Here is a 13,838-nt window from a genome sequence, read left to right on the forward strand (position 1 = left end):
AAGGATCTGATGATGACACTGTTACAAGACTATGGCCTGACACAAGAACTGTTGCTGATCCTGGCCATCGACCTCACCATCGCCGTCTCGCTGCTGACTGCCATGCGTTATCTGCAGGGGTGGAGCGTCAAGGTCAACAGCAGCCATGAATTGGCTGAGAAAGATAATGCCGCCTTCGGGATCAGCACTGCCGGCGCCGTGCTGGCACTAGGCGTTGTCCTCACAGGCGCTATCACTGGTGCTGCTGCCCCTGACTACCTCACAGAAGCCATCGGCATGGGCGCCTATGGTGTATTTGGTATGCTGCTGATTAAAGTCGGCCGGGTCATGCACGACAAAATCGCCCTCAACAACATCGACAAAAACAGCCAGATCCTCAAAGGTAATTTGTCGGTAGCACTGGTGGACGCAGCCGCAGCCGTGGCCACTGCCATTATCATTCGCGCCAGTCTACTGTGGGTTGAAGACTTAACTATTAATACCTTTATCGCCATCGGTACGGCTTTTGTGGTGTCGCAGTTGATGCTGGTGCTGCTGACACGGCTTCGTGAAAACCGCTACAGCGCACGTAATCAGGGTGCCTGCATGCAGGAGGCCCTGGCCAAGGGCCATACCGCCCTCGCCATTCGCCACGCAGGACATATGCTGGCCATGGCATTAACCTTCAATGCCGCGAGCCACTTTATTCTGTTTTCGCCAACGGCCTATGTAACCAACCTCCTCGGCTGGCTGTGTTTCTCACTGGTGATGCTGCTGGCGCTCTCTTTGCTACTAAAGCTGGTGAAACTGCTGGTGCTGGCCCGTATAAACCTCGCCGATGAAATCGAGCGCCAACATAATGTGGGCCTCGCGTCAGTAGAGGTCGCCATCAGTATTGCGATTGCGCTTATTCTCACCGGACTGATGGCCTAAGCCATGGCGCTGGCACAGGACCTGCCTCAGCCGTTGACCCCGGCCAAACACCTCGGCCGCCTGGATGATGCGCTGCTATTGGGGATCATGGCGCTTTTGGCCGGGTGCGGCCTTATTTACGAGTATCTGCTGAGCCATTATGCCGGGCGGATCCTCGGCGCCATGGAAGCCGCCATTTACACCATGATTGGCCTGATGATTGTAGCCATGGGTGCAGGTGCCTTTGCTGCCCGGGCGATTCGCAATCCCTTTGTCGGTTTTGCCTTGCTGGAACTGACGGTGGCCCTGCTTGGTGCCTCCAGCGTACTGTTTTGCGCCGCCGCCATCGGTCTCACCCAGAGATTGCCCCAGGTGCTGGCTGACACCTTTGGTTTGCCGCCGGACCTTTTGCCAACCGGCGGATTTCTGGGGCAGATACAACAGCTGATGCAGTATCTGCCCTATCTGGTGGGCACCTTACTTGGGCTGTTAATCGGCATGGAGATCCCACTTATTGCCAGAGTTCGCCAGGCACTGTCCGATGAGCATCTGCTGCACAATGCCGGCACCATTTACGGTGCCGATTATCTGGGTGCAGGGGTTGGGGCCGCTATCTGGGTGGGTCTGATGCTGGCGATGGATATTCAGCTTGCCGCCGCCCTGACGGCCAGTGTGAATCTCTTGGCAGGTTTGGCGTTTATTCTGCGTTTCAGAACGCGTCTGACGGGCTTTACCTGGCTGCTGCTTGGGCATATTCTGGCATCCTTTGCCCTTCTGCTGTTGGCACTTAAAGGCCCGGCACTGGAGCAGGATTTTAATAATCTGCTCTACAAAGACCGGGTAATTTACTCGCCGGCAACCCGTTTTCAGCAACTGGTATTCACCGAGCGGCTCAGGGGCAAGGCGCCCCCTGTGTATTCCCTGTATCTGAATGGCCGATTGCAGTTTTCCACTCAGGATGAGGCCATATATCACGGCTTTCTGGTGTGGCCGGCAATGATGGCAGCAACCAGACACGACAGAGTACTCATTATCGGTGGCGGTGACGGCATGGCCGCCCGGGATGTGCTCAGATGGCAACCAGACGAAGTGGTGTTGATGGACCTGGATGAACAGCTGGTTCGCCTGTTTCAGTCACCGGCTGAGGATATGCCACCGCGCTTGTCCAACGCACTGCTGACGCAGAATGTCGGGGCACTGCAGGACCCGAGACTCACGCTGGTGTTTGATGATGCCTTTAATGGCGTAGACAGGCTTATCGAGGCGGGCCGCCACTTTGATGTGGTGATTGTTGACTTGCCGGACCCAAGTCATCCGGATCTCTCCAAACTCTATTCGGATCTCTTTTACCGCAAACTAAAAGAGCTGCTGAGCCACGATGGCGCCATTGCGATTCAATCTACCTCCCCCTGGCATGCCACCCGAGCCTTCCTGAGTGTGGGCAACACCCTTGAGTCGGCTGGATTCAACATTGCCCGCTACCACCAAAACGTACCCAGCTTCGGTGAGTGGGGCTGGACGCTCGGCACCCTGTCGGGCTCGGCCAAAGACAAGGTGATGGCGGCAGAGCCCATGCCCCATCCCTGGCTCAGCAAAGAGATGATAAGTGCCTCTTTTGCTTTTCCACCTGGATTTGAAGAGCGGGCTCTGGCGGTGGACATCAACCGATTCGGCTCACAGGTGATCTACCAATATCATCAGGAAGCCTGGCAGGAAGAGAGCGGTATCAATTTGTTTTAACAGGGAAGGCCATCAAAACAGCTCACGTCTTAAAACAGGCTACACACGGGGCGAAAAAACGACCAAGATAACGCTTGACATATTATGTCCCGATGTTATCTTGAACCACAGACATATTATGTCAGAGAGGACAACTATGAATATCCACGCTATCGCCAATCATCTTAATGGACTGGGTGACAACAGCCAGACCGGTTTCAGGTTTGATTGTTATCCCATCGAAGGTGATGTGGAGGTACTGCAGGTCAATATCGTAGGCCGGGAGGAGATCCCGATTTTTGTGTCGGTTACCGATAATCAGGTGCTCTGTATCAGCTACCTGTGGGGTGAAGACGAAGTCAAAACCGAAACCCGCGCCGAGATGTTTGAAACCATGCTGGAGCTGAACATTCCCATGCCACTGTCGGCCTTTGCCAAAATTGACGACAAATATGTGGTGTATGGCGCTCTGTCACTCAAATCCAGCATGGCCGAAATCGAGCAGGAACTGAGTGTCCTGTCCGACAACTGTCTCGAAGTTATTGCCGAAATGGCCGATTACCTGAACTAAGGAGCTGCATTATGGGCATTCTCAACAAGATCCTGACCGCCTTTCGCGGTGGCGCCAACGAAGTAGGCCAAAGCATTGTCGACGCCAATGCCACACGCATTTTCGAGCAGGAAATCCGTGACGCCGAAAAACACCTGACCAAAGCCAAGCGTGACCTGACAGACGTTATGGCCAAAGAAATGGCTGCCGCCCGTGAAGTGGACCGCTTGAAACGCACCATTGGTGAGCATGAAGGCTACGCAACCCAGGCGCTGGAAAAAGGCAATGAGGCACTCGCTCTGGAAGTGGCCGAAAAGATTGCCCAGTTGGAACAGGAACTGGCCGAGCAACAATCCGCCAACGAAGCCTTCTCCAATAACGCCGCCAAGCTGAAAGAATTGGTGAAGAAAACCGAGCGTCAGCTAGCCGATTATCAACGTCAGCTGTCGATGGTGAAAACCACCGAAAGCGTGCAAAAGGCCACCGCCTCCATTACAGACTCTTTTGCTTCCAGCAACTCCAAGTTGCTGAATGCCAAAGAATCACTGGAGCGTATCAAGGCCCGTCAGCAGCAGTTTGATGACCGAATGAAGGCCGCCGAAACTCTCGAAAGTGAAAACAGTGACAAGTCACTGGCTGCCAAACTGGCGGAGGCCGGTATCGGCGAACAGAAGAGCGATGCCAATGCCGTGCTTGAAAGGCTCAAGGCCCGTAAAGGTTAATCGCTCCGGTACATCAAACACCCGGGCCAAACGGCGCCGGGTGTTTGTGTTTGTTCCGTACCAACCGTTTTACACTTCATCCGCGCACGGAGCTCTGACATGAGTTTTTTTAAAAGCCTCTTCGGTGACAAGTCCGTTCCCCCCAGAGTCATCAAGCACCCAAAAGAGCTGAAAAAAGGCGATATTATCAGCCTGGATAATGACTTTGGGTTGCCGCAGCAACTGCGCGGCCAGGCATTGGAAGTGATTGCGGTCAACACCTATGAGTTTGAGCGCAGTCAGGAAACCGAATGGCAGCTTAAGGGAGCCAGTGGCGATACCCTCTATATGGGGCTGGTGGACGACGATGAGCCAGCGCTGTGCTTCAGCCTGAAAATTCAGCGCAGCGACGTCGAAACCCTGTTTGATCTGGATGCCTTCAGCGACATTTTTGAAGAAGATTGCAAGGCGAGTCTCTCGACGCAGCATATCCCATCTCATCTTGAACAATGGGTTGCAAATCAATACTATGAAGTGGTTTTCGCCCAGTTCGGCTATTTCCATCGTGAAGACTACCGAGGCCTCAAACCGCCTCAGGATGCCAATGGCGCCACCGGTGAACCCTTTGAGCGCTATCTGCTGGAAGATTCGAGCGAAACCTATTCGGTGGAAGTCGAAGTGTACGAAGGTGGAGAGACAGACGTGCTCGTCGGCCTGACAAAGCCCCTTGGAATTATTCGAGAGTACTGGCCAGGAACCCCATCATGACCAAGACGAAACACCCGCTGCCGGAAACCTGGCTGCAAAATCAAAAGGCCGCCAAGGCGACTCAGGTTGCCTTCGATTTGGATGAAAAATTTCAGTACCAGATCCGCAAGGCCGCACTGGATGCCAATCGCAGCCCATCGGATCAAATTCGCTCCATCCTGGGCCTGCCGGTGGCCAAGCGGCCAACCCGCCCCCGGCTCACTGTGTCACTGAGCCCTGACGACTATGTCCGCCTGGCCGAAAAATATGGATTGAGTGCAGAGAGTCAGCTTGAAATTAAAAAGCGGGTACTGGAAGACTTGGTCAATTTCGTTTCTGAAGACTGAGTGACAGCCAAATCCAGGACTTGGGGGAGTCAGATGCCAGAAGATACAAAGGTGCACGTAAAGCGCATAAAAAGCCCACAGCCGATAGAGCTGGCGATGATGTTGTTATCATTGCTCGCGGTTATTGTGGTTCTGGTAATGACCTTTGGCCGTCTCGATGCTGAAACCTATCGACTGCTGTTTTTTATCGATACCGGCATTTGCTCCATCTTCCTGGTGCACTTTTTTATCGGGCTTTTCAACGCCACCAATAAATGGCACTTCATTCGGGATCACTGGATTGACTTTGTCGCCAGCATCCCGGCCATCGAAACCCTCAGGTTCGCCCGTCTGTTTCAAATTCTGCGGGTTATCCGTCTCGTTCGCATGAGCCGCTCCCTTTTGGCTCAGGTACTCAGGCAAAGACGCCAGGCAACCCTCGCCAGTCTCCTGGTAGCACTGGTTACCATTCTGACCCTGTCCTCTGTGGCTATCTTATTGGTGGAGTCCCCTGCCGACGGTTCCAACATACTTACCGCAGAACAGGCCATCTGGTGGGCCATGGTCACTATTTCCACCGTGGGTTATGGCGATCATTACCCCGTCACTACCGCAGGGCACATCGTCGGCTCCATGGTCATCGTCTGTGGCGTGAGCTTTTTCGGCATTATTTCGGGTTATATGGCGTCCGTATTCGTGGCGCCGGATGACGAAGAGCGCCAGGAGGCACAGGCTGAAAATATTCGCCATGAGCTGGATGCTGCGCTCAAGCGCATGGAAGACAATCAAGCCACCATGCTAAGAGAAATGGCCGCGCTGAAACATGCGCTAAAAGAAGCCCAAGGCGCGGCGAAACAGAAGGAAGACACAGACAAAGGCAACACAACCGAGCAATGAGCCTTTGTCGATAATCTCTTACGGCAATCCATAAAAAACGCCCGAAAATTTCGGGCGTTTTTATAGATTGGTTTGAACCAAACTATCTGCCTTGTCGGGACATAATGGCAATCCGCAGGTCGGCGTCAACTCAGCCAGTATGGCAATTGGGCCAGGGCCGAGCGGCGGCTCTGCTCCAACGCGTGCATCAGGCTTAAGGACTTATCGTCGAGCCACTCCTGCATCTCGGCCTCAGGGCCAGCCAACTCTCCCAGCAAGACATAGGCTCTCAGGGTATCTATGCCACGGCGAAGGTCTTGCCAGGGTGCCCGGTACTGACGCCTGGCATCGCTACTGTACAGCTCTCCATAGGCAAGCCCCACCAAGAGTGCTTCATCGAGCACACTGCCAAGCCGCAAAAAGTCACAGGCCCTTGGGCTTTGGGCACCCTGCTCTGGCATCAAAGCTTGAATGCATTTCCAGGATGCCTGCAGCAGCGAATCGGCTACCTGACGAAGACCATTTTCAGCCACGGGCTTTGGCAACATCAGTAGCCGAACCAACGCCAATTGCACCTGACCGTAGGTGGGCATACGCCACAGGGCTTGCAACCTTTCGGTCGAGGCCTCGGCACCAAGGCGCGCCTGTGCTTCCTGTTGCCAAAGCAGTGCATCTTTTCGCCGTCCCAGCAACGAATCACGATTTTCAGCAATAAAGGTAAGCGCTGTAAGCTCGTCCACAAACCCCAAGGCCTGACGAATGTCGTTGAAGCCGGCCTCGAGCTCGGGCGTTAACAAGCCAAAATGACGGCAGCTGGCTTCGAGCAGCCCAATACAGCTGCGCATCCTTAACCAAAGCGAGGCACAGCCATTGGGATCGGCCACGGATTGCCCCAGCAAATCTTCCAGCAACTGCCATCGCTCAAGGGCGGTTTCAAGAAGGGTCGTCAGGGCTTGCTCTGCGCTGGCAGAGGGGGCAATCGGAATGGTTTCCAGCACCTGAGGGGCCGCTTTGGAGGCCATTCCTGCGAGTCGGTAACCACGCTGCGCCTTGCTGGCCTTACCTAAGCGCAACGGGAGGGAACCAGCGAGCTCTGCGGCCAAATCAAGGAGGGCCAGAGGCTCGCCTGCCATCAGTTCAAATTCGAGTTCACACAGGGGCTCTTCCTTACCCGCGGCGCAAATCAGTCCCTGATCCAGAGCGATTTCGATACGAGTTTGCCCCTCTTCCACGAGCCAGGTGAGACGCCTGAAATCGGTATTGAAAATACAGGCGAGGCGCGCCTGAGTCGCTTCAAGAGCTGCGCCTTCTGGCCAAATGTCCGCCGGAAACAGCGACAAGTCCGGAATATCTGCGTCAATATCGACGTTATACTCGGGACGGGTATGAATGCCGCCAACCACCTTGCCGGCGGTCTTGATAGTTTGCTCGCGCTTGCCATTGCGACCACGTACCCTGAGGCCCATATCCCAGTGTCGCAATTGCATGTCGGGGGTATCAAAGTATCCGTTGCTCAACTGAGCGTCGTCGCGGATACTGTGCGGAAATCTGTTATTGAGTGCCTGGATGAGGCTATCTTTATATTCGGGAAGGAAAAAAAGCTTGAGTTCTATCTCGGCTTCCATTGAAAAGGGCCCTGAAGTTCATCAAAAATTCATCAAACTGACACCTGAGCGTCATAATGTCATACTGTTGTCACAATTCTTCAGTATGATGCGCGCCGTGGGTTAGGTTATAACCCGATAGTATAAAGACTTGCGTTTTTTAGGTAAAAACACAGTTTCAATACGTGGACGCTTGGGTTACCATGCGCCCGCAATTTCCAATAGTGGAATAACCTACATAGGTAAACGGCTATGCCAGTAAACTCCATTTTGGGCGTGTTTGCAAAATCGCCAATCAAGCCGCTGCAAGAGCACATCGATAAAGTGCACGAGTGCGCCAACTTCCTCATCCCCTTCTTCGAAGCCACGACTTCGGGAGATTGGGATACAGCCACAGAGCTTCGCAAACAAATCAACAAAGCAGAAAAGGAAGCGGACGCTCTTAAGCGTGAAATCCGTTTGACCCTGCCTGGCGGTTTGTTCATGCCTGTAGAACGGACTGACCTGCTGGAGCTTTTAACCCAGCAAGATAAGATTGCCAATAAAACAAAAGACATCTCCGGCCGCATCATAGGCCGTAACCTCGTCATTCCTGCACCTATCCAGGAACCTTTTATGGCTTACCTCAAGCGTTGTCTGGACGCTGTGGCCATGGCCAAAGAAGCTATCAACGAACTCGACGAACTGCTTGAAGCCGGTTTCCGTGGTCGTGAAGTCGCCCTGGTAGAAAAAATGGTCGGTGAACTCGATGCCATCGAAGAAGACACTGACGCACTGCAAATCACCGTACGCCGCGGTCTCTATGCCGTTGAAGAAGGCATGAGCGCCGTTGATGTGATGTTCCTTTATAAGATCATCGAGTGGGTTGGCGATTTGGCCGATCTCTCAGAGCGTGTCGGTTCCCGCCTTGAGCTGATGTTAGCTCGCGTATAACGAAGGTTATAAAATATGGTTGATATATTTGTCACCTATGGCCCGTGGCTGATTGCCATCGCGGCCGCATTCGGTTTCCTGATGGCCTGGGGTATTGGCGCCAATGACGTAGCCAACGCCATGGGAACCTCGGTTGGCTCCAACGCCATTACCATCAAGCAGGCGATCATCATTGCGATGATCTTCGAATTTGCCGGCGCTTATCTGGCCGGTGGTGAAGTAACCAGCACCATACGTAACGGCATCATCGATGCCGGCTACTTTACCGAAGTACCGCACTTACTGGTATACGGCATGATAGCCGCACTGCTGGCTGCCGGTATTTGGCTGGTGGTGGCTTCTGCTCTGGGTTGGCCCGTGTCTACTACCCACTCTATTGTGGGTGCCATCATCGGCTTCGCCGCTGTAGGTGTAGGCTCTGAAGCCGTTGCCTGGGGTAAGGTGACCGGTATCGTGGGTTCCTGGATAGTGACTCCTGCTATCTCTGGCTTTATCGCCTTCCTGATTTTCCAGAGTGCCCAGAAGCTGATTTTCAACACCGACAACCCACTGGAAAACGCCAAGCGTTATGTGCCGTTTTATATGGCACTGGCCGGCTTTGTGATGTCGCTGGTCACCATCAAGAAGGGCTTGAAGCACGTAGGTCTGCACTTCTCTGCCCTTGAAGCTTACGCATTGGCCATTGCCATCGGTATCGCCGTTGCCATCGTGGGTAAAATGTTTATCGGCCGCCTGAAAATGGCTGAAAAAGCTGACCGTCACACCCAGTTTGCCAACGTGGAAAAAGTGTTTGCCGTGCTGATGGTGGTCTCTGCCTGCTGTATGGCCTTTGCCCACGGTTCTAACGACGTAGCCAACGCCATTGGTCCTCTGGCTGCCGTAGTCTCTGTGGTAAACAGCGGTGGTGAGATTGCTGCCAAGTCTGCTCTGGTATGGTGGATTTTGCCTCTGGGCGCCTTCGGTATCGTGTTTGGTCTGGCGATATTCGGTAAGCGCGTAATGCAAACTATTGGTAAGAACATCACTCACCTGACCCCAAGCCGTGGCTTCGCTGCCGAACTGGCGGCCGCCTCTACCGTGGTTATCGCCTCGGGTACCGGTTTGCCAATCTCCACCACCCAGACTCTGGTGGGTGCGGTATTGGGTGTGGGCATGGCCCGTGGTATCGCTGCAATTAACATCGGTGTGGTACGTAACATCGTTGTCAGTTGGGTAGTTACCCTGCCTGCAGGTGCCGGCCTGTCCATCATTTTCTTCTACGTTATCTGGGGCGTGTTCGGCGGATAAGCAAATAAACAGCTTAAACCACTGACAACAAGCCAAAAACAAGAGGGAAGTCGCGAGACTTCCCTCTTGCATTGGCGTCGCCAAATCCCTAGCATGGTGGCACACTTTTGCTGATGGGATGTAATCTGTGTTCAGACCCTTGTTTCTTGCCGGAGCCCTGCTCCTCTCCCCGGCCCTGTTGGCTGAAAATCTGCCGCGCTATATTTCCGATGACATTTACATCTACCTGCATAATGGCCCGGGCAATGAGTTCCGCATTCTGGGCAGCATCAACGCAGGCACTCAGGTGTCATTCACCGGTAAAACCTCCGGTGACTTTTCAGAAATTGTCGATCATCGTGGCCGCGAGGGCTGGGTCCGCACCGACGCGCTGAGCAGCGGCAAGAGCTTGAAACAAAAGCTGGAAGAAGCGGAAAAAGCACTGGAAGACAATCGCGCCGAACTCGCTGCTGTGCGGGAAGAATTTAAAGACGCCGATGGCACTATCCGTGGCCTGCGTGAACAACTTGCCAAGGCCGATGAGCTGGTGAGAACAGCCGTTGCCGACAAAGACAATGCCGTGACCGCAAGAGAGCAGGCAGAATCTGAAATGCAGTCGCTTAAAAACAATGAGCGTTTCCGTTTGTGGCAAGAGGGGGGCTTGATTGCCGCGCTGGGTATTCTGGTGGGTGTCATACTGGTGTATTTACCCCGACCACAAAGACGCAGAAGCGGCCGCTGGATGAATTGATATCCCCTGAGGCCCCGCTGATTTCAAACAGCGGGGCCTTGTCAAGTGGGCGTTACGCACGCCTGTCCCAATCTAAATCAAACAATATTCACATTCCTTCCCCATCCAGTGTCGCCGATCACATTTTGCATGTATAATTTGCGCGCCCGAGACGTCAAATTGTATACAAAATGAAATAAAGGCGTCCGCCGGAGCATCGGCCACCCCAAGCGAGCGTGCCCGATACCCCCTTAACCGGCCCAGATGGAAAGATAACTATGTTCAAAGCGAGTGAAGTACTGGCAGGTCGTTACGACAACGCCAATCTCGACGAATTGTTCAGTCTGATCAGTCAAAACTACATCGTTGATGAGGAAGCCTACCTCAAAGAACTGATTGCGCTGGTTCCGTCGAGCGACGAAGAAATCGCGCGCATCACCAGCCGTGCCCACGATCTGGTGGCCAAGGTTCGCCAATACGAGAAGAAAGGTTTGATGGTTGGCATTGATGCCTTCCTGCAACAGTACTCTCTGGAAACCCAGGAAGGCATTATCCTCATGTGCCTGGCCGAGGCGCTGCTGCGTATTCCGGATGCCGAAACCGCCGACGCCCTGATTGCCGACAAGCTTTCCGGTGCCAAGTGGGATGAGCACATGTCCAAGAGCGACTCCGTGCTGGTAAACGCCTCCACCTGGGGCCTTATGCTCACAGGCAAAATCGTCCAACTCGACAAAAACCTCGACGGCACCCCAAGCAATCTGCTGAGCCGTCTGGTCAACCGTCTGGGTGAGCCTGTTATTCGTCAGGCCATGTACGCCGCCATGAAAATCATGGGCAAGCAATTCGTACTGGGTCGTACCATCGAAGAAGGCCTGAAAAACGCCGCCGAGAAGCGCAAGCTGGGTTATACCCACTCCTACGACATGCTTGGCGAAGCCGCCCTGACCATGAAGGATGCCGACAAGTACTACCGCGATTACGCCAATGCCATTCAGGCACTGGGTACGGCCAAGTTTGATGAGAGCGAAGCCCCACGTCCCACCATTTCCATCAAGCTGTCTGCCCTGCACCCACGCTACGAAGTAGCCAACGAAGACAGGGTGATGACCGAGCTGTACGCCACCCTGATAAAGCTTATCGAGCAGGCACGAAGTCTTAACGTGGGCATCCAGATTGATGCTGAAGAAGTAGACCGTCTCGAACTGTCGCTGAAACTCTTCAAAAAGCTGTATCAGTCTGACGCCGCCAAAGGCTGGGGTTTACTGGGCATTGTGGTGCAGGCTTACTCCAAGCGTGCTTTGCCAGTGTTGATGTGGCTGACCCGCCTTGCTAAAGAACAGGGCGATGAAATCCCACTACGCCTGGTAAAAGGCGCTTACTGGGACAGCGAACTCAAGTGGGCTCAGCAAGCCGGTGAAGCAGGCTACCCGCTGTTTACCCGCAAGGCTGCCACCGACGTGTCTTACCTTGCCTGTGCCCGTTATCTGCTGTCTGAAGCCACCCGCGGCGTTATCTATCCGCAGTTTGCCAGTCACAACGCCCAGACGGTTGCCGCCATCACCGCCATGGTGGGCGATCGCAAGTTTGAATTCCAGCGTCTGCACGGTATGGGTCAGGAACTCTATGACACTGTGCTGGCCGAAGCCGCCGTACCCACAGTGCGAATCTACGCCCCGATAGGCGCCCACAAGGACCTGCTGCCTTACCTGGTGCGTCGTCTGCTTGAAAACGGTGCCAACACCTCATTTGTACACAAACTGGTGGATCCCAAGACGCCCATCGAGTCGCTGGTGACCCACCCGCTGAAAACCCTGCAAGGCTACAAGACCCTGGCAAACAACAAAATAGTTAAGCCCGCCGACATCTTCGGTGCTGAGCGTAAAAATTCCAAGGGACTCAATATGAACATCATTTCCGAATCCGAGCCATTCTTCGCTGCTCTGGAGAAATTCAAGGACACCCAGTGGAGCGCAGGTCCGCTGGTCAACGGTGAGACCCTGTCGGGTGAAGTGCGTGACGTAGTCAGCCCATACAACACCACCCTGAAAGTGGGTCAGGTCGCCTTCGCAAACGAAGCCACCATAGAACAGGCCATTGCCGGTGCCGACAAGGCATTTGCCAGCTGGTGCCGCACCCCGGTTGAGACCCGCGCCAATGCACTGCAAAAGCTGGCGGATCTGCTGGAAGAAAACCGCGAAGAGCTGATTGCCCTGTGTACCCGTGAAGCCGGTAAGAGCATTCAGGACGGTATCGACGAAGTGCGTGAAGCCGTGGACTTCTGCCGCTACTACGCGGTGCAGGCCAAGAAGATGATGAGCAAGCCTGAGCTGCTCCCAGGCCCAACAGGCGAGCTGAACGAACTCTTCCTGCAGGGTCGTGGCGTGTTTGTGTGTATCAGCCCATGGAACTTCCCGCTGGCCATCTTCCTCGGTCAGGTAGCCGCCGCACTGGCAACCGGCAACACAGTGATTGCCAAGCCAGCAGAGCAAACCTGCCTGATTGGTTTCCGCGCGGTGCAGCTGGCCCATGAAGCCGGCATTCCCAAAGACGTACTGCAATTCCTGCCGGGTACAGGTGCCGTAGTGGGTGCCAAGCTGACCTCCGATGAGCGCATCGGCGGCGTGTGCTTTACCGGTTCTACCACCACAGCCAAGGTTATCAACCGTGCGCTGGCCGGTCGTGATGGCGCCATCATCCCGCTGATTGCCGAAACCGGTGGTCAGAACGCCATGGTGGTTGACTCCACCAGCCAGCCTGAACAGGTAGTGAACGATGTAGTATCTTCAGCCTTTACCAGCGCCGGTCAGCGCTGCTCTGCCCTGCGTGTACTCTATTTGCAGGAAGACATCGCCGAACGCGTTCTGGACGTGCTCAAGGGTGCAATGGATGAGCTGACTCTGGGTAACCCAGGCTCAGTGAAGACCGACGTAGGCCCTGTGATTGATGCTGCCGCCAAGGCCAACCTGAATGCTCACATCGACCATATCAAGCAGGTGGGTCGTCTCATTCACCAACTGAGCCTGCCGGAAGGCACCGAAAACGGTCACTTCGTGGCGCCAACTGCGGTGGAAATCGATTCCATCAAGGTACTGACCAAAGAAAACTTCGGTCCTATCCTGCACGTGGTGCGCTACAAGGCCGCCGGCCTGCAGAAGGTTATCGATGACATCAACTCTACCGGCTTCGGTCTGACTCTGGGTATCCACAGCCGTAACGAGGGCCATGCCCTGGAAGTGGCCGACAAGGTAAACGTGGGTAACGTGTATATCAACCGTAACCAAATCGGCGCCGTGGTGGGTGTGCAGCCATTCGGTGGCCAGGGCCTGTCCGGCACTGGTCCAAAAGCCGGTGGTCCACACTACCTGACGCGCTTTGTAACCGAGAAGACCCGCACCAACAACATCACCGCCATCGGTGGTAATGCGACCCTGCTGTCTCTGGGCGACGCCGACTGATAGTCGACGGCCTTCAAAAGCCGGGCGCTTGCCCGGCTTT

At 54.5% G+C, this 13,838-nt stretch carries 12 protein-coding genes; 11 read left to right on the top strand and 1 reads right to left on the bottom strand.

Going from position 1 to position 13,838, the window contains the following annotated elements; genetic code table 11:
• Window positions 1-12 precede the first annotated feature (12 nt).
• From SAMA_RS13965 to SAMA_RS13995, 7 genes are all read left to right on the top strand, one after another.
• Complete coding sequence (locus SAMA_RS13965) at window positions 13-912, top strand: DUF350 domain-containing protein (protein ID WP_041409874.1); 900 nt, start codon at window positions 13-15, stop codon at window positions 910-912.
• Between the two features lie 3 nt (window positions 913-915).
• The gene (locus SAMA_RS13970; protein WP_011760774.1) at window positions 916-2,631 is read left to right on the top strand and encodes a polyamine aminopropyltransferase; all 1,716 of its coding nucleotides are present in this window, start codon (window positions 916-918) and stop codon (window positions 2,629-2,631) included.
• 136 nt (window positions 2,632-2,767) lie between these two features.
• Complete coding sequence (locus SAMA_RS13975; RefSeq protein ID WP_011760775.1) at window positions 2,768-3,181, top strand: YjfI family protein; 414 nt, start codon at window positions 2,768-2,770, stop codon at window positions 3,179-3,181.
• An 11-nt stretch (window positions 3,182-3,192) separates the two neighbouring features.
• Window positions 3,193-3,882, top strand: a complete 690-nt coding sequence (locus tag SAMA_RS13980) for a PspA/IM30 family protein (protein ID WP_011760776.1) — start codon at window positions 3,193-3,195, stop codon at window positions 3,880-3,882.
• Window positions 3,883-3,981: 99 nt separating this feature from the next.
• Window positions 3,982-4,629, top strand: coding sequence for a hypothetical protein (locus SAMA_RS13985; protein ID WP_011760777.1), 648 nt, complete (start codon window positions 3,982-3,984; stop codon window positions 4,627-4,629).
• Complete coding sequence (locus tag SAMA_RS13990) at window positions 4,626-4,955, top strand: hypothetical protein (protein ID WP_011760778.1); 330 nt, start codon at window positions 4,626-4,628, stop codon at window positions 4,953-4,955. The genes SAMA_RS13985 and SAMA_RS13990 overlap by 4 nt, the downstream gene beginning before the upstream one ends.
• Before the next feature lie 33 nt (window positions 4,956-4,988).
• Window positions 4,989-5,831 (top strand): ion transporter, encoded by an 843-nt coding sequence (locus SAMA_RS13995; protein WP_011760779.1) that lies wholly within the window; start codon window positions 4,989-4,991, stop codon window positions 5,829-5,831.
• Between the two features lie 125 nt (window positions 5,832-5,956).
• Here the strand turns inward: SAMA_RS13995 and SAMA_RS14000 are convergent, their stop codons facing one another.
• Window positions 5,957-7,435: a CYTH domain-containing protein gene (locus SAMA_RS14000; protein ID WP_011760780.1), complete on the bottom strand. Its 1,479-nt coding sequence runs from the start codon at window positions 7,433-7,435 to the stop codon at window positions 5,957-5,959.
• Window positions 7,436-7,666: 231 nt separating this feature from the next.
• Between SAMA_RS14000 and SAMA_RS14005 the strand changes: the two genes are divergently transcribed.
• The 4 genes from SAMA_RS14005 (at window position 7,667) to putA (ending at window position 13,798) form a co-directional block, all read left to right on the top strand.
• On the top strand, window positions 7,667-8,347 hold the full coding sequence (locus SAMA_RS14005; protein ID WP_011760781.1) for a TIGR00153 family protein: 681 nt from the start codon (window positions 7,667-7,669) through the stop codon (window positions 8,345-8,347).
• A gap of 15 nt (window positions 8,348-8,362) precedes the next feature.
• Window positions 8,363-9,634 (top strand): inorganic phosphate transporter, encoded by a 1,272-nt coding sequence (locus SAMA_RS14010; RefSeq protein ID WP_011760782.1) that lies wholly within the window; start codon window positions 8,363-8,365, stop codon window positions 9,632-9,634.
• 127 nt (window positions 9,635-9,761) lie between these two features.
• A complete protein-coding gene (locus tag SAMA_RS14015; RefSeq protein WP_011760783.1) occupies window positions 9,762-10,364 on the top strand; it encodes a TIGR04211 family SH3 domain-containing protein in 603 nt (200 codons plus the stop codon).
• 257 nt (window positions 10,365-10,621) lie between these two features.
• Complete coding sequence (putA, locus tag SAMA_RS14020) at window positions 10,622-13,798, top strand: bifunctional proline dehydrogenase/L-glutamate gamma-semialdehyde dehydrogenase PutA (RefSeq protein ID WP_011760784.1); 3,177 nt, start codon at window positions 10,622-10,624, stop codon at window positions 13,796-13,798.
• Window positions 13,799-13,838 lie beyond the last annotated feature (40 nt).

The sequence above is a fragment of the Shewanella amazonensis SB2B genome (genome assembly GCF_000015245.1).
Lineage (GTDB): Bacteria > Pseudomonadota > Gammaproteobacteria > Enterobacterales > Shewanellaceae > Shewanella > Shewanella amazonensis.